We start from the raw sequence: 15,396 nt of genomic DNA on the forward strand, positions 1-15,396 counted from the left end.
GAAACCGTTTACACGCATGAATTTGTCCTGCATCAAGGTTGACTATGGATGCATCCTCTCTGCCTTTCCCTCTGCCTGAAGAAGCGGTCTTGACCGTTGACAATCTGCCCTATCCCCGTGTCGCTTCCGGCAAGGTCCGCGAAGTGTTCGATCTGGGGGATGCCTTGCTCATGGTCGCGACCGACCGGGTCTCGGCTTTTGATGTGATTATGTCGGAAGGCTTGGCGGGGAAGGGGATACTGCTGACCCAGATCAGTTTGTATTGGTTTCGCCAAGTGGGGGCGATCACGCAGCACCATTTGGTCGAGAATCATGACGCGCGAATCCGTGAGCTGGGGCAGTCGTATCCCGAGCTGGAATACCGCAGCATGATCGTGAAGAAGCTCAAGCCGCTGCCAATCGAAGCCGTGGTGCGCGGCTATTTGTCGGGCTCAGGGTGGAAGGCCTACCAGCAGACGGGCAAGCTTTTCGAATACGATTTGCCGGAAGGGCTGCTCGAAAGCAGTGCCTTACCCCAGCCGCTTTTTACGCCCACGACGAAGGCTGCGAGCGGACATGACATGCCGATCGATTGTCCGGATGCCGCCAAGTTGATCGGAGAGTCGCTGTTCCAGCGCGTGCATGACCTGAGCATCGAAATATACTCAATGGGGGTGGCTGCCGCGGAAAAGGCGGGGATCATCCTTGCAGACACCAAGTTTGAGTTCGGGACGGATGAGTCGGGCGCGCTCTACTTGATCGACGAGATCCTGACACCGGATTCCTCCCGCTACTGGCCCGCCTCCGAGTATAAGCCGGGCGGTCCGCAACCTTCCTACGATAAGCAGTTTGTGCGCGACTACCTGGAGTCCTTGGACTGGGATAAGACGCCACCGCCGCCTGCTTTGCCCGAGGATGTCTTGAGTGGGACTTTGGACCGCTATATCGAGGCCTATTTAAAGATTGTTGGGAACTGAGAGTGGGAAAGTGTGAAGGTGAAAGGAGTGAACATTTTTTGGCCATTCAATGACCTTCCCACCTTCCGACCTTCATACTTTTAACTCACGAAGTCATGCCTATTTGGTTGATTGAGTTTTTCGGGGAAGGCGATTTGAACGCCGCCTTTTACCTCATTCTCTTTATGACCGCCCCGGTTTGGCTGGCGATGATCGTGGTTCCTGAATCGAAAACGGTGCGGCATTTGGCCCAACCGTTGCTGGTGGGTAGTGTTTATGGACTGGTCTTGCTCTATCTCGTTTGGCAGTTTTACGAGGCCAGATTAATTCCGCAACCCCTCTCGACCGCTGATTATGGCGGAGCCAAGGCTTTGGCGAACCATCCTACCGTGTTTCTTAGTTTGTTTTGTAATTTGCAGATCTTAAATCTTTGTGTCGGCACGCTACTTTACCAGATCGCCCTGCGGAATCGGATGCGGGTGACGGTCGAATTGGTCTTGTGCTGGCTATTGGGCGCGGTGGCCTTGATTCCCTTAGCGGTGCGTATGTTGATCCGGAAGCAATCTCTGAACTAATGGCCGAATTGACACAACTAGGCATGACTGATGTGGCTTCGCGTAAACGAAGCGGCTTTTTCTTTGTGGCCGGTGGACTGTCCACGATCCTGATTGTGCTTTATGTCTTTCTGCGCAATGCGATCTATGTCTCCCGGGGCATGCTCAAGCCGGATTTCGAGCTGATCCGCAAGGCCTACGATTTTAATCTGTGGGAGCTGCCGCTGACCCTCGTCGGACTTGCGCTCTTTATCGGAGTGCTGGGAGTGACACGGCCGGGCATTCGCAGGTCCGCGAGTGCGCTCTGTGGTATTTTCCTTTTTCTGGCGGCGGATCTATTTGCCTTGCGCTACTATGTGACGCGGGTCGAGCCGGAGAAGATTGTCTTGCGCCACGTTCGCCTGGAGACGCCCAAGTTGGCAAAGCCGGTGCGTCTGCTCCATATCTCGGATATCCAGTCGGGAGGCATTGCCGGGCATGAGCAGAATCTGTTCGAGCAGATCCAAGCACTGCAGCCGGATCTGGTGCTCTTTACCGGGGATTTCCTACAACCGGTGGCGCCTGCAACTTTCGACAGTGAGTGGCCGAAGCTCCTATCGCTGTTCAAGAGTTTGTCACCGAAATACGGTATTTATGCGGTCTACGGGGATACCGAGTATGAGCCTGGGATCAAATTCTACCGCTTACGCGGTCCCGAACTCGAGCCGCTTCATGTCCTCTCGACCGGTTCCGCGCAAATTGATACGGGGGCGGGGAAGATCGATATCCTCGGGCTGAACCTATTTCATTCCAAGGAACCGAAATGGGCCATGCGTTCAATTGAAGACTGGATGGCCAAGTCGGATGCCAAGGACTTTCGCGTCGTGATGGGGCATGCGCCCGATTATGCTCTGGAGACGCGGGAGCTTCCGATCGATTTATGCCTCGCCGGGCATACGCATGGCGGACAGGTCCGTCTGCCTTGGTACGGCCCGCTTGTCATTGACAGCGAAGTACCTAAGGAATGGTCCCGGGGCTTTCGCCGGATTGGAGTCCCTTATCTGAATGTTTCTGCCGGTGCGGGGAGTAACCGTTACAGGGGGTTACCGCCGATTCGCTTCCTTTGTCCGACTGAAATGACCCTAATCGAGTTGTTGCCGATGCGGAGCATCCGTTAAGGACTGTCCGTTCCGTCGATCCAGTGCGCCGCTGCAGGCTCCGTTTTATCGTTGAAGCCTGTTTGGGTGAAGAGAATCCAGCCGGCAAGTGCCAGAATACCAATCAGTAGGAGGATTGAAAGGCTAACTCTTTCTTGTTTGGTAAGCCGCATGCTGCATGCCATCCTGACATCGCAATCCTTGCAAGGTTTGAAATTACACGATGTGCATGCATATTCTATTTCATGAAATACGTACTCTTCCTGTCTTCCTGTCTGTGTTTGCTGTTTTTCGGCTGCGCCAGTCCGGAGAATCCGAATGGTAATTTCGTACGTTCGGTAGATTTTACCCCCTTTGACACTTTCAGCTTCAAGCATACTTTGATTACCGGTTTCGATTGGAACGATTCCGAAACATTGATGCTGGAGCAGCTTTCTGAACAGGTCCTGACTCAAGAACTGGAAGCGCGCGGCTTCGAATCGGTTGAAAGTGGTTCGGATTTCTATGTTGTGGTCAAATGGATGAAGGGGGTGAGCAGCTATCCGAGCGTCTTTGATTCCATCGACGGACCGCTGGACAGCTTGAACCGTCGGGAAAATCCTAGCTATCGCTTCGCGGCACGACTCAATCTGACCGTCGAGGTCTACGAAACGGAAACGCGCAGCCTATTTTGGCGCAAGGACTTACCAAATATATTCGATGCCGTCCAATTGACTTCCGGTCGTGTGCAGGACTCGTTGAGCCGGGCCATTCAGCATTTTCCGGATCGCGTCGATAAGGACCCGGACCTTCCGAGCCTGCAGGGACTTCAGTAGCCGACCTGCCCCAGGAAGGTGCGGATCGCCTGAATGGATTCGACCGGTGCTTCCAGCTGTGGCATGTGGCCGGCTTCAGGGATGATCCTATGGCTGACTGGTCGGTTACCCAACCGGGTCTTTATTTGCCGGGCAATATCTGTGTATTTCGAGTCTGAGGCGCCAGTGAGTAGCAGGATCGGCATATCGAGTCGGTCTAGCTGTGGCCAAAGATTAGGAAAGGAGCCTTGCCCGAAATCACGCATACTATTGGCAAGCCCCTGTACGCTGTGCTGCAAGCGGTTTAATCGCATACTCTGCCGCCAATCGCTGCGGATATCTTGCTGGCTGCGAAGGATCGGAGTTGCTTGCCACTCATTCAGAAACGCTTCTAGCTTCGAGTTCTCGATCCGCAATGCCATTTCCGCATCGGCCTTGGCCCGCACTGCCTTTTCTTCCGGATTCTCGATTCCTGGATTGGTACTGATCAAGATCAGCGCATCCCAGAATTGGGGCTGTTTGCAGGCATGCAAAAGCGCGGCTCTACCTCCCATGGAATAACCCAGCAGGACTTTTTTGCCTGTCTGGGAGGATGGGTGGGACTGGACCGCATGATCGATGCATTGAAGCGTGGCGGCGGCACTACAGTCTAGTTCGGGCCGTGCTCCGTGGCCCGGCAGGTTGGGGCAGCTCCATTGGATCGGTGCGTTGATGATTTCATGGGGACCTCCCAATGCACTAAGCAAGGGGGCAAAGTCAGCACCGCATCCGGTGAATCCATGAAGTGCGCAAACTAACATAAGCGGACAATAAAAAGGCGGCTGCGCAGACGCGAGCCGCCATGAAAATTATGTACTCGGGCGGTGCCTAGGACTCGACCACTTTGGCCGAGATGATTTTTTGTTCTTCGATCGGACGGTCGCCGGGGCCCTTGGAAACCTTTTCGAGTTTGTCGACGGTATCCATGCCATTGACGACCTCGCCAAAGATCGTGTGGCGCATGTGCAGCCAAGGGGTCGGGACGGTGGTGATAAAGAACTGGCTGCCGTTGGTGCCTGGGCCGGCGTTGGCCATGGCGAGCAGGCCGGGGCGGTCGAAGGGCAGGTCGCGCGCGCATTCATCCTCAAAGGGTTCACCCCAGATGGATTCGCCACCGCGGCCGGTTCCGGTCGGGTCGCCGCCTTGAATCATGAATTCCTCAATGATCCGGTGGAAGACGATTCCGTCGTAGTAACCGTTCTTAATATGGGTGGTGAAATTTTCGCAGGTCTTCGGTGCAATGTCTTCGTAGAGCTTGAATTCAATGCTGCCCTGGGTGGTTTCGAGGATGACGTTGGCCATTGTGTATGTGTAGGTTAGTGCTGTTTTGGATCTGTTGTTTGTTTAAAGAAGCTAATAGTGTCTTTGACGTAGTGGTCGAGACTAGATTCTGAGGCTTCAAAGGCGATATCGAGTCCGTTTTCCTTCAGGGTCTTGCTGGTTTGAGGGCCGATGCTTGCATAGGCCGCCTTGCTCGCGCCCGGTTCCGCTTGCAGGTACTTGGATTGCTCGACGTAGGAACGGACTGTGGAGGAACTGGTAAAGAGCACCAGGTCGGCTCCGCGCTTGCGGATGTCGGTTGCCACTGGATCCTCGGCCAGCTTTGCCTTTCGGGTGGCATAGAGTGGAAGGGTGTCGACAATCGCGCGCCCCTCCGTTTCCAGTGTATTGACCAGACCCTCGCGGTTTAGATTGCCGGTGACTACCAGTACCTGGATGCCTTCCAAGCCTTCCTGCTCGATCAGTTCTTCTGCCAGCGCATCGGCATTGGCTTTTTTCGGAATCAGGTCGACTTTGATACGATGTTTTTCAATTTCCCGGGCTGTGGCGGCACCTACTGCGGCGACACGCATCGGGCCCAGACAGCGGATGTCTTCGTATGCTTTGTAGAAAAGTTCGAAGAACTGGCGTACGCCGTTCGCGCTGGTGAATATGATCCATTCGTAGACTGCGATACCCGCGAAGATCTCACTGACCAGTTTCGCATCAAAAGCGGGTACGATCTCGATGAAGGGGAGCTCGATGACCTCCGCACCATTCTCTTCCAGCATGCGCGTCAGTTCGCCGGCCTGCTGGCGTGCGCGAGGGACTACGATTCGTTTTCCGAACAGCGGACGACCTTCAAACCATTCGGTCTTGGCGCGCTTGCCCACGACCTCGCCGATAATAACCATGGCGGGTGCCCCGATGCCCGAGGCTTCCAGGTCTGAAAGTATGCTGTCAATTGTCCCGAAAACCGAGCGTTGGCGGTTCAGGGTGGCCCATTCGATGATGCCGACGGGAGTGGTGCCATTCATCCCGCCTTCCTTGAGTTCGGCTACAATCCGGGGCAGTTGCCCGATACCCATGTAGACGCACAGTGTTCCCTTGCCTTTCGCGTAATTCCGGAAGTCGATATGGAGCTCGTGTTTCTCCGGGTTTTCATGGCCGGTGAGAAAGGTGATTGAGGAGCTGTAATCCCGGTGTGAGAGCGGAATGCCCGCATAGGCTGCAGAGGCGAGGGCGGCGGTGACTCCCGGCACGATCTCGTAGGGAATCTGGTCCATTTCCAGTTCCCGGACTTCTTCGCCGCCTCGGCCAAACACAAAGGGATCGCCTCCCTTGAGGCGTACGACTTGGAGGCCTTTTTGGGCGCGCTCGACTAGGATCTCTTCGATTTCGTCCTGCGGAATCGAATGGCGGCCGGCGCTTTTGCCGACGTAGACCTTCTCCGCGTCCGGTCGCGTCCATTCCAGGAGTTTGTTATTGGCCAAATAGTCGTAAACGATGACATCAGCTGACTCAAGCAGCTCGCGGGCACGCACCGTCACCAGACCCGGATCACCGGGGCCTGCGCCAATGAGATAGACTTTTCCGTTTTCAGACATATTTCCAAGAAGACAGGAGTTAGATGGACATCAAGTAGTTTTAAAATCATCCGCCAGACACCGGATGCTACGTTTTGTTGGTAGTGCCAGCGGTGACGCTGATGACAGGTAGGCTAAAGTTTCAGGTCACTGAAAATTGCGGAAAGTACGCCGTCGATATCGGAGAGCGTTTCAATTTCGAATTCGAAGCTGGTGTGGCCGATTTCAGGATGGAAAATATAAAAGCTGCCTCCGGCATAATGGGCGCCGACAGGAGTCTGGCAACCGCCTCCGAGTTTTCGTAGGAAGGCGCGCTCCAAGCTAACCGCCAGTTTCGTTTGTTCGCAGAAAAGGTGCTCGTACTTCGATAACTCCGATTCGCGGCATTGGATGGCGACGGCTGCCTGTCCCGGAGCTGGAACGACTTCCTCGATGGGAAGTTCCATGAATTCGAGACCTTCATGGCCTTCAATTCCGAGACGGTCCAGACCCGCGGCGGCCAGAAGTGTGGCTTCGGCTTCGCCTTCGACGATCTTGCGTAGGCGGGTGGCCACATTGCCACGGATCGTGGTCCATTCGGCCTGTGGCTGAAGCAGGCCGACCTGGGCACGTCGTCGCGGACTGCTGGAAGCGATGCTCTGTGGGAGCGGGTTGCCGGTTTTGTGTACCAGTACGTCATTTGCCCGAGCTCGAGGCAGGTAGCCGGCGATTACGAGGTCCTGCTGGAAACTGGTCGGCATGTCCTTTGCGCTGTGCACTGCCAGTGTGGCCCGGTTCTCCAATAATGCGTCTTCCAGTTCCTTTGTGAAGAGGCCGATCCCCCCGCGCTTTTCGAGCGACCAACTCAGGCGCTCGTCCACCTTGGTGCTAAGTGGCAGGTCCTCAAAACACGCATCCGGCAGCTTCTCGGCCAGCCAGGCACGCACCATTTCGGTTTGTTTGAGCGCCAGCGGACTTTTTCGGGTCGCGATGAGGGTGGGTGAGGGAGCCATAGTTCTCGATCTTCTGGTATTTCTTCGTGGGCGTAAAGCCTCTCCTTTGTGCATGAAAAAGCGGTCGCCGGAGGTGCCGACGACCGCTCTCTTTGAAATATCAGCCGAGGCTTAGTTGTAAGCTGCCTGAGCGCCCTTGATGTTGCGCTTCTTGACCCACGGCATGAGCGAACGGAGGCGTTGACCGGTCTTTTCGATCGGGTGGTTTTGACCGTCCTTGACGAACTGCTTGTAGTTCGGCAGGCCTGCCTTGTACTCCTTCACCCAGTTCTTGGTGAACTTGCCGGTTTGGATGTCCTTCAGGATCGCCTTCATTGCCTTCTTGGAGGAGGCGTTGATGACGCGCGGTCCGGAGATGTAGTCGCCCCATTCAGCCGTTTCGGAGATGGAGAAACGCATGCCGGAGATGCCGGACTCGACCATCAGGTCGACGATCAGCTTCAGCTCATGCAAGCATTCGAAGTAAGCCATCTCGGGTTGGTAACCTGCTTCAACGAGAGTTTCGAAACCGGCTTGAACCAGTGCGGAAGCGCCGCCGCAAAGCACGGCTTGCTCACCAAAGAGGTCGGTTTCGCACTCTTCCTTGAAAGTTGTTTCGATGACGCCGGCGCGTGTGCCGCCCACACCCTTGGCCCATGCCAAGGCAACCTTCTTGGCATCCTTGGAGGAGCCCTTGTTGATTGCGATCAGGGCAGGGACGCCCTTGCCCTCTACGTATTGGCTGCGAACCACATGACCCGGGCCCTTCGGGGCGACCATGATGACATCGATGCCCTTGGGAGCTTCGATCAAGCCGAAGTGAATGGCCAGACCGTGCGTGAAAGCCAGAGTCTTGCCCTTCTCGAGGTTGGGGAGGATGTCGTTCTCGTAAATTTCAGGCTGCTTCATGTCCGGCACTGCCAGCATGATGACGTCGGCCTTCTTGACCGCTTCTGCAGTCTCATAGACTTCAAAGCCTTGGCTTTGGGCCACCTTTACGGACTTGCTCTTCTTATAGAGGCCGATGATTACATTCAGGCCGCTGTCCTTCAGGTTCTGTGCATGGGCGTGGCCTTGGGAGCCGTAACCGATGATTGCCAGAGTTTTCTTTTTGAGGACACGCAGATCGGCGTCCTTGTCGGTGTATACTTTTGCAGGCATAGTTTTGTCTGTGGATTAAATTAGGCTTTGGGCCGGGTTAATTGCAGAAATGAGGGGAAGGATTAACCACGCTTCAGTGCGAGGTTGCCCGTGCGGGCCATCTCGATGATTCCGTACGGTTCGACCAAATTGAGGAAGGCCGTAACCTTGTTGGCATTGCCGGTCATCTCAATGTTTACGGTTTCCGGGGCCACATCGATAATCTTGGCGCGGAAAATGTCGCACACCTGCATGATTTCGGAACGTTGTCCGGCAGAGGCACTTACTTTTAGCATTAACATTTCCCGTTCGGTGGCCTGGCCACTGGAAAATTCGGTCACTTCAAGCACGTTGATCAACTTGTTCACTTGCTTGATGGCCTGGTCCAGCGCATCACTATCGCCGATGATCGTTGCGGTGATCCGGGAAAAACGCTCGTCCGTCATCGGGCCTACATTCAGAGTTTCGATATTGAAGCCACGGCCGCTGAACATGCCGGCAATCCGCGCAAGTACTCCGAACTTGTTTTCGACGAGGATAGAGATGATGTGACGCATTGTAAAAAAAGAACGCCCCGCTGATGCGTGGCGACGCTTTGGGAGGCATGGTAGACGGAGAGGGATTCGAACCCACGACCCCCTCGGTGTAAACGAGGTGCTCTAACCAACTGAGCTATCCGTCCGTAAAAGTGAAGTGATGGAGGTTGGCTCTGAGCAGAGGTGAATCAAGTTTATTTTTTCGGTGATATTTTACTTTTTTTCGATTTCGGGCCGTTTTGGGCTAAGAAGTATTGCGTTGGGCTCGGTGTGTGACTTGTATGAAAAGACTTAATTGTCCCGTTTGCATGTCTCTACGATCAAGCTGCACCCTCTACCATTCGGTTCTCTGTCTGTTCGTTGCCATCTGGGCCCTGCCTGGTTGTGTTTCGGTCAAGACGGAGCATAAAATAGAGCCGATTCATATTACCATGGATGTTAACCTCCGTTTGGAGAAGGAACTGGACGATGCCTTTGCCGGTTTGGATGCCAAAACCAAACAACTCGCCAAGGACCAGATTGAGGAAGGAGAAGTCTCAGAATGAAAGTGATTATCAGATTCCGAATATTTCTATTGCTTCTCTGCCTATTGCCTGGGGCGACTCTGGTCTCACGGGCCGATGGTTCCGAAACCGAACTGATCCAGCAGATGGATGCCCGATTGGCTAGTATTGTTGAGCTCAAGCTCGCGGGGAAAGTCGGGGAAAACAATCGGGCTTTGCTTGAGGCCCGCTCAGTACTGGACCGTGATGAGCGCCGTCTGTTATCCCAGGAGAACCGCGATCGTCTTGCATTTTATGAAATCATCGCGGACCGTACCGGTGTCGCTTTGGCGGATGTTCAGGCGAAGCGTGCCCAGGCGATTCGCGAAAACTCGCCTAAGCGTGTCTGGTTACAGTCTCCATCGGGCGATTGGTACCGGGAATAGTTCTCGGTTCGAGTCGGCATGTGGCTTACTTTTAATTATCTTCTACCGGCCATCCACTCTTCATGAAGAAGCGGGGTTTTCTTTTTGCTCTAAAGTTCCTTCTGGTCCTCCTCGGTGTTGCCTTTTCGGCGCAAATTGCGGTTTCCCTGGCGGATCCCCGTCTCGAAAATAACGTCAACCAGCTCGCACCCGTCTTCGGTGTGAGCCTGGGGATTGTCTTGGTCGGCGGATATCGCTATCTCCCTGCGGTTTTCCTTGGTGCCTTATTATCAGGTAACATAACGGGGGGAGGGCTATCTGTCGTTTTCAGTGTGCCTCTGGCTGCGACGCTTACGGCCGGTATTGGACGTCGGTTTGTGAGGACGTTTATTCCCGCTGAACTCGATATGGAGCGTATGCGCGATACGCTCATTGTGCTCTTCGGTGGTGCGATCTGCGTGACTTTTATTGGTGTGCTGCTGGAAGTGTCGCTTCTGAGCGTCGCCGGACATCAGTTTGAGCAGGTGGGTTTCCGGGAGGTCTTTCTGATGCACTGGCTCGCGGCTTCGGTCGGGGCGATTATTACGGTCCCGGTACTCGTGTCATGGTCACATCGAGGTGGTTTTCGGCTTGGTTCCGGGCGTTTGTGTGAAGTGATGCTGTGGTTCGCCACCTTGCTGGTCTTTGGCTACATTACATTCCGGAACTGGGCTCCCACCGATGTGCTGCTCTACCCGATGGAGTTGGCGATCTTTCCTATCATGGCTTGGGCGGCCGTCCGCTTCGGAATGCGGGGTGCCTCCGCTGGTGTGCTTGCGCTGGCGTTGCTTGCGGCCTGGGTATTGATCCCGGTGCTGGATGGTGGTGGCTATATCAGCCAGAGCCCGGCCAGCGTCTGGATCTTCATCGGTATTGTCTCGCTCACATCAGTGATTCTGGCTGCCGTCATGTCTGAGTTGCGCAGGCGCGAAGCACAAATGGTCGAGAATGAAAGCCGCTTGAGGGCCTTTACGGATGCACTCCCGGATGTCGTCTTCGTATTTTCCAGTACGGGTATCATCCAGGATTCATTTGCCGCCAATCGTGCGATTGAGGCGAACCACAGAATTGTGAGCACTGCAACGATTCGTGGAAAGCATCTCAGTGCGCTGTTTGATGGAGACCTCTCCCGGCAGCTTTTAGCTGTCATTGAAACGGCCTTGACGGAGGACCGTGTCTGTACCCTGGAGTATGCACTTGAGTCTGTTGACTTCGGTACCCACTGGTTTGAGGCTCGAGTATCTCCCATGGCATCTCCCTTTTCTGAAACGAAGGACCGGGTGGTCTGGGTCGCCTACAATATTTCGGGACGCAAGGCTTCTGAGGCCGCCCTGTTGAATCGCGACCGTGTGCTTATGGCGACGGCACGGGCAAATTCCGACTTGCTGGTGAAGGAAGATTTGGATGATGGGGTCTTTTCGGCATTGAGTGAAGTGTCCGAGGCCTTGGGGGTGGATCGTGCCTACATCTTTCACGTCAGTGGCAGGCAAGAGGATAATTTCCTCGTGCTTCAAGCTAGCCACGAGTGGCTAAGGGATGAGAATTGCCCTCAGGTGATGGCCAGTCCGGCTTTGGCTCATGCGCCCATGGAAGAGTATTTCCCCGGCTGGCTGAAGGCGTTTGAGGAGGACGGTTTGCTCCGTATCGATGATACGGCGACGGTTCGTTTGGATCCACTTTCGCTTCTGCGTGAAATTCAAACAAAGTCGGTTCTCGCGATTCCCATGTGGTACAATGGTAGTCTGAGGGGATTTCTCGCCATGGATTTCTGCTCCCGACCTCACGTCTGGCAGGAAAGCGAGATCAATGCGGTGCGCGTCTTGGCGATCGGGCTTTCCGGTATCTTCATCATCCGTCAGCGAGAGCGGGAACTGCGTGTCGCGAAGGAGCGGGCCGATGCCGCCAGTCTCGCCAAAGGAGAGTTTCTCGCAGTGATGAGTCATGAGATCCGGACGCCCATGAACGCGATCATTGGTTACACTGACTTATTACGGCAAAGCGATCTGGATGAGTCGCAAGCGGAACAGGCGTCGATTATCAAGCGAAGTGGTGCCGCCTTGCTTGAACTGATTAATAATATTCTGGATTATTCGAAAATCGAATCCCAAGCCTTGGAGCTGGAATGCCGAAAGTTCGATTTGGAGCAAATCGTCTGTGAAGCACTTGAGTCGATCTTGCCTTCCGCTAAGGATAAGGGGCTTAAAGTGGATTTCGAGATCGGTCCCGGAGTGGATGAATTCTACCGTGGTGATGCGCACCGTATCCGTCAAATCTTGGTGAACCTTGCGAGTAATGCGGTCAAATTTACCAGTCGAGGTTCGGTCACGCTTCATGTGAATCCGTCAGCAGGCGGGCTTGAGGATAATTTCAACCAGCGCTTACACTTCGAGGTCATCGACACGGGGTGTGGCATACCGACGTCCAAGGCAGAGGGAATCTTTCAGCCTTTCTCCCAGGCAGACTATTCGACGACTCGCGAATTCGGTGGTACCGGTTTGGGGCTGGCGATTTCCAAAAAGCTTGTGGAACGGATGAACGGTCGCTTGTGGGTTGAGAGTCGCGTCGGAGAAGGGGCGAATTTTCAGTTTGAGATCGACTTGCAGCGCTATGTCGCGGGTACGCTGTCCAATAGTCCCTTTGCTCTTCAGGGGGGGATTGATGACGATCTGGACGAGTCTTTTTCTCAAAACTATCCGATGGATATCCTGCTTTGTGAGGACGATCAGGATAACCGATGGGTCATCAAGGAACTGCTAGAGACGCTCGGGTACCGGCCGAATATTGCCGAGGAGTCGGAACAGTTGATTGAATTGCTGAGCGAGCGTCGTTATGACGTGATCCTTTTGGATATCCGGCTTCCTGGGCGTAGTGGTTTGGAAATCAGTCGCTTGATTCGTGAGGGAGACATCTTGGCGACTCCGAAGGAGCAATACCTGATCGCAGTGACTGCTTACGCTATGGAGGATGATCGCGATAAATGCATGGAGAGTGGCATGAACGATTACTTGAGTAAGCCCCTTGAGATCCATCGTCTGAAACAGTCACTCATTCTAGCGTACAAATCTGTGGTTCATGCACTCTGAATCTGCTTTGAATGAGGCCGGCCAGTTGATTGACCTGAAGGGAATTCTTCGACAGCAGGGCTGTCCCGAAGCCTTTGTCGGAGTGGCTGATTTTTTCCTCGGGCATTTGCTTTCCGTTCGGCCAATCAATCGGCATTACCCGCGCTTTCTACGGGAGCTTCGGAAGTCGAAAGACGTTGGCGAGGGAAATTTTTTCATGTCGGTCCTCAAATATATGGGGATACAGTTTGAGATCGATGCGGATGCTTATGCTAAAATTCCTAAGGAAGGGCCTTTACTGGTTGTGGCCAATCATCCTTATGGAGGTATCGATGGTGTTGTCCTTGGAGCGATGCTTCAGGGGCTTAGGCCGGACAGCAAAGTGATGGGCAACTATTTGCTGGGGCTTATCCCTGGCTTGAAGGAGCACATTGTCGAAGTGGATCCTTTTGAAGCGGAGCATTCGATGGCTTCCAATATCACTGGGATGCGGCGTGCTCTTGACCACCTGAAAGATGGCGGCTGCTTGGGCGTGTTTCCTTCGGGGGAGGTCTCGAGTTATAAGAAGGATTGCCGTGGGGTCGCGGATCGGGAGTGGTCCAAACATGTCGTGAACCTTGCGTTGCGATCCAATTCAAAGGTCCTTCCGGTTTATTTTCATGGTTCGAACGGTTTTGTTTTCCAGTTGCTTGGCTTGATTCACCCCCGGCTTCGGACCTTGATGCTTTCGCGTGAGTTTTATCATGCCCGTGGGCAGACCTTGAAAGTGAATATAGGGGAGCCGATTGCTCCCGACTATCTGACGCGCTTTGACTCGAGGAAACTCGCGACCGACTTTCTCAGAGCAAAGACCTATGAGTTGGGCCAGCGGACAGCTGTGCATGGCATGCGCTTTCCCTTTAGGCAGTTAGGCGGACATTCGCATGTGGCGCTGTCACCATTGGCACCGCCTCAGTTGAAGCATCGCTTGCGCAATGAAGTTGAGGCCTTGCCGGATCGGCATTGTTTGGCTCGGCAAAAACATTTTGCGGTGTATTATGCGAAAGCGGCAAAAATACCGACGGTATTGCTTGAGATCGGACGTTTGAGGGAAGAAACGTTTCGGGCAGTGGAGGAGGGCACGGGGCAGGCCCGTGACCTTGATGTCTTCGATAGTTATTATACGCACTTGTTCATGTGGGATCATCGGAACGATGCGATTGTCGGTGCCTACCGTGTTGCGATCGTCGAGGATGTGGTCCGGTCGCATGGTATCGCGGGCCTCTACACTAACACCTTGTTCCGCTATCAGTCCGGCTTTATTCGAAAGCTCGGACCTGCTGCTGAGCTTGGACGTTCCTTTGTCTGTCTTCAATATCAGCGCAAACATGCCTCATTGGCTTTGATCTGGCGTGGTATTGGCGAATTTATGGCTTTGCACCCCGGTTGCCGTACGCTCTTCGGACCAGTCAGCATTACGAGTGCTTACAACCGGATTTCGAAGGATTTAATGGTGAGTTTTTTTCGGGAGCATAATTTTGACGATGAATTGTCCTCCTATGTCAGGCCGAGGAATCCTCCTAAAACCCGTAAGCGCATACCCGGGATGTCGTTAAAACGCATTGGCGAGTCGCTTAAATCCATTGATGCGATCTCGGCGATCATTTCCGGTTTTGAGGAAGATAAGAAAGGGATCCCGATGCTGCTTCGACATTATTTGAAGCTGAATGGCGTACTTGTTAGCTTTAACGTCGATCCGGCTTTCAGTGATGTGATCGACGGCTTGATACTAGTTGATGTAACGAAGTCAGATAAGCGTTTGCTGGAGCGTTATTTCGGGAAAGACGCTTACGGTGATATTATGAAGCATTTGCCAGCGGAGGTTGATCAGCCGGAACTTCAGGAAGAGTCTGTGTTGTCCTAGTCCGGCATGAAAAAGCCCCTGGCGGTTGCACAGGGGCTTGATGGAAATGTTGTAACTCTCTTACTTGCTACGCGACTTGGTTAGGCCCGCGGCTGTCTTTATATTCATAACGGTGGCAGTTGAGATACCATACTTGTCGGCGGCTTCTGCAATCTTTGCTCCGGCTTTGAGCTCGGCAATCAGGCTCTTGCGTTGTGCTGCGCTTAGTACGATTCGTTTGCGCTTTTCCGTGCTGGACCCCGAGGACTTTCTTTTTGCCGATGTTTTCTTGCGGCTCATCAACTCTTCCGGGGAGATTGTGATGCCTTTATCGGCGAGTTCCTTTGCCAGCTTGTGTGCTTCAGCCAATTCGGAAACCGCAGATGCGATTGCTGCTTCAGCAGCTGTCTGCGCTTTCTCTTCGAGTTCTTTGGTTGCGCTGATGCCAGTAGGCAGCTTGATACTTATCTTGATTGTTCGTTTTGCCATAATGTATTGGATTTTGTTTGTTTGAATAAAGTTAATTCCTGTCAATATATTAAAATGTAAAACAGA

15 protein-coding genes and 1 tRNA gene are annotated in these 15,396 nt (G+C 53.8%); 8 read left to right on the plus strand and 8 right to left on the minus strand.

The features are described 5' to 3' along the window. The first annotated feature begins 44 nt into the window (after positions 1–44). From O2597_RS05970 to O2597_RS05985, 4 genes are all read left to right on the plus strand, one after another. Positions 45–956, plus strand: a complete 912-nt coding sequence (locus O2597_RS05970) for a phosphoribosylaminoimidazolesuccinocarboxamide synthase (RefSeq protein ID WP_269523349.1) — start codon at positions 45–47, stop codon at positions 954–956. Positions 957–1,051: 95 nt separating this feature from the next. Continuing rightward, entirely contained in the window at positions 1,052–1,510 is a 459-nt protein-coding gene (locus tag O2597_RS05975) for an abscisic acid-deficient protein Aba4 family protein (RefSeq protein ID WP_269523350.1), read from the plus strand. Next, the gene (locus O2597_RS05980; protein ID WP_269523351.1) at positions 1,510–2,646 is read left to right on the plus strand and encodes a metallophosphoesterase; all 1,137 of its coding nucleotides are present in this window, start codon (positions 1,510–1,512) and stop codon (positions 2,644–2,646) included. The genes O2597_RS05975 and O2597_RS05980 overlap by 1 nt, the downstream gene beginning before the upstream one ends. Before the next feature lie 224 nt (positions 2,647–2,870). After that, positions 2,871–3,440: a DUF4136 domain-containing protein gene (locus O2597_RS05985; RefSeq protein ID WP_269523352.1), complete on the plus strand. Its 570-nt coding sequence runs from the start codon at positions 2,871–2,873 to the stop codon at positions 3,438–3,440. Here O2597_RS05985 and O2597_RS05990 read toward each other — a convergent pair. The 7 genes from O2597_RS05990 to O2597_RS06020 all read right to left on the minus strand — a co-directional run bounded on the left by O2597_RS05990 (position 3,434) and on the right by O2597_RS06020 (position 9,097). After that, positions 3,434–4,219: an alpha/beta fold hydrolase gene (locus O2597_RS05990; protein WP_269523353.1), complete on the minus strand. Its 786-nt coding sequence runs from the start codon at positions 4,217–4,219 to the stop codon at positions 3,434–3,436. The two genes, O2597_RS05985 and O2597_RS05990, sit on opposite strands and share 7 nt — an antisense overlap. A 67-nt stretch (positions 4,220–4,286) precedes the next feature. Further along, positions 4,287–4,760, minus strand: a complete 474-nt coding sequence (locus O2597_RS05995) for a peptidylprolyl isomerase (RefSeq protein WP_269523354.1) — start codon at positions 4,758–4,760, stop codon at positions 4,287–4,289. A 14-nt stretch (positions 4,761–4,774) separates the two neighbouring features. Beyond that, positions 4,775–6,325, minus strand: a complete 1,551-nt coding sequence (gene cobA / locus O2597_RS06000) for a uroporphyrinogen-III C-methyltransferase (RefSeq protein WP_269523355.1) — start codon at positions 6,323–6,325, stop codon at positions 4,775–4,777. Between the two features lie 113 nt (positions 6,326–6,438). Further along, positions 6,439–7,296, minus strand: coding sequence for a hydroxymethylbilane synthase (gene hemC / locus O2597_RS06005; protein ID WP_269523356.1), 858 nt, complete (start codon positions 7,294–7,296; stop codon positions 6,439–6,441). A gap of 111 nt (positions 7,297–7,407) precedes the next feature. Further along, positions 7,408–8,436 carry a ketol-acid reductoisomerase gene (ilvC, locus tag O2597_RS06010; RefSeq protein ID WP_269523357.1) on the minus strand — a complete coding sequence of 343 codons (1,029 nt, stop codon included), beginning with the start codon at positions 8,434–8,436 and terminating at the stop codon, positions 7,408–7,410. Positions 8,437–8,498: 62 nt separating this feature from the next. Beyond that, positions 8,499–8,972, minus strand: a complete 474-nt coding sequence (gene ilvN, locus O2597_RS06015) for an acetolactate synthase small subunit (protein WP_269523358.1) — start codon at positions 8,970–8,972, stop codon at positions 8,499–8,501. Positions 8,973–9,020: 48 nt separating this feature from the next. After that, a tRNA-Val gene (locus O2597_RS06020) sits at positions 9,021–9,097 on the minus strand. A 162-nt stretch (positions 9,098–9,259) separates the two neighbouring features. Here O2597_RS06020 and O2597_RS06025 point away from each other — a divergent pair. The 4 genes from O2597_RS06025 to O2597_RS06040 all read left to right on the plus strand — a co-directional run bounded on the left by O2597_RS06025 (position 9,260) and on the right by O2597_RS06040 (position 14,862). Continuing rightward, positions 9,260–9,496, plus strand: coding sequence for a hypothetical protein (locus O2597_RS06025; RefSeq protein WP_269523359.1), 237 nt, complete (start codon positions 9,260–9,262; stop codon positions 9,494–9,496). A gap of 29 nt (positions 9,497–9,525) precedes the next feature. Beyond that, positions 9,526–9,879, plus strand: a complete 354-nt coding sequence (locus O2597_RS06030; RefSeq protein WP_269523360.1) for a DUF1318 domain-containing protein — start codon at positions 9,526–9,528, stop codon at positions 9,877–9,879. Positions 9,880–9,941: 62 nt separating this feature from the next. Beyond that, positions 9,942–12,980 (plus strand): ATP-binding protein, encoded by a 3,039-nt coding sequence (locus tag O2597_RS06035; protein ID WP_269523361.1) that lies wholly within the window; start codon positions 9,942–9,944, stop codon positions 12,978–12,980. Continuing rightward, positions 12,970–14,862, plus strand: coding sequence for a bifunctional lysophospholipid acyltransferase family protein/GNAT family N-acetyltransferase (locus tag O2597_RS06040; protein WP_269523362.1), 1,893 nt, complete (start codon positions 12,970–12,972; stop codon positions 14,860–14,862). The genes O2597_RS06035 and O2597_RS06040 overlap by 11 nt, the downstream gene beginning before the upstream one ends. Before the next feature lie 60 nt (positions 14,863–14,922). Here O2597_RS06040 and O2597_RS06045 read toward each other — a convergent pair whose 3' ends face one another. Further along, positions 14,923–15,330, minus strand: a complete 408-nt coding sequence (locus tag O2597_RS06045) for a helix-turn-helix domain-containing protein (protein WP_269523363.1) — start codon at positions 15,328–15,330, stop codon at positions 14,923–14,925. Positions 15,331–15,396: the final 66 nt, after the last annotated feature.

It is taken from the genome of Coraliomargarita parva, assembly GCF_027257905.1.
GTDB classification, from domain to species: domain Bacteria; phylum Verrucomicrobiota; class Verrucomicrobiia; order Opitutales; family Coraliomargaritaceae; genus Coraliomargarita_A; species Coraliomargarita_A parva.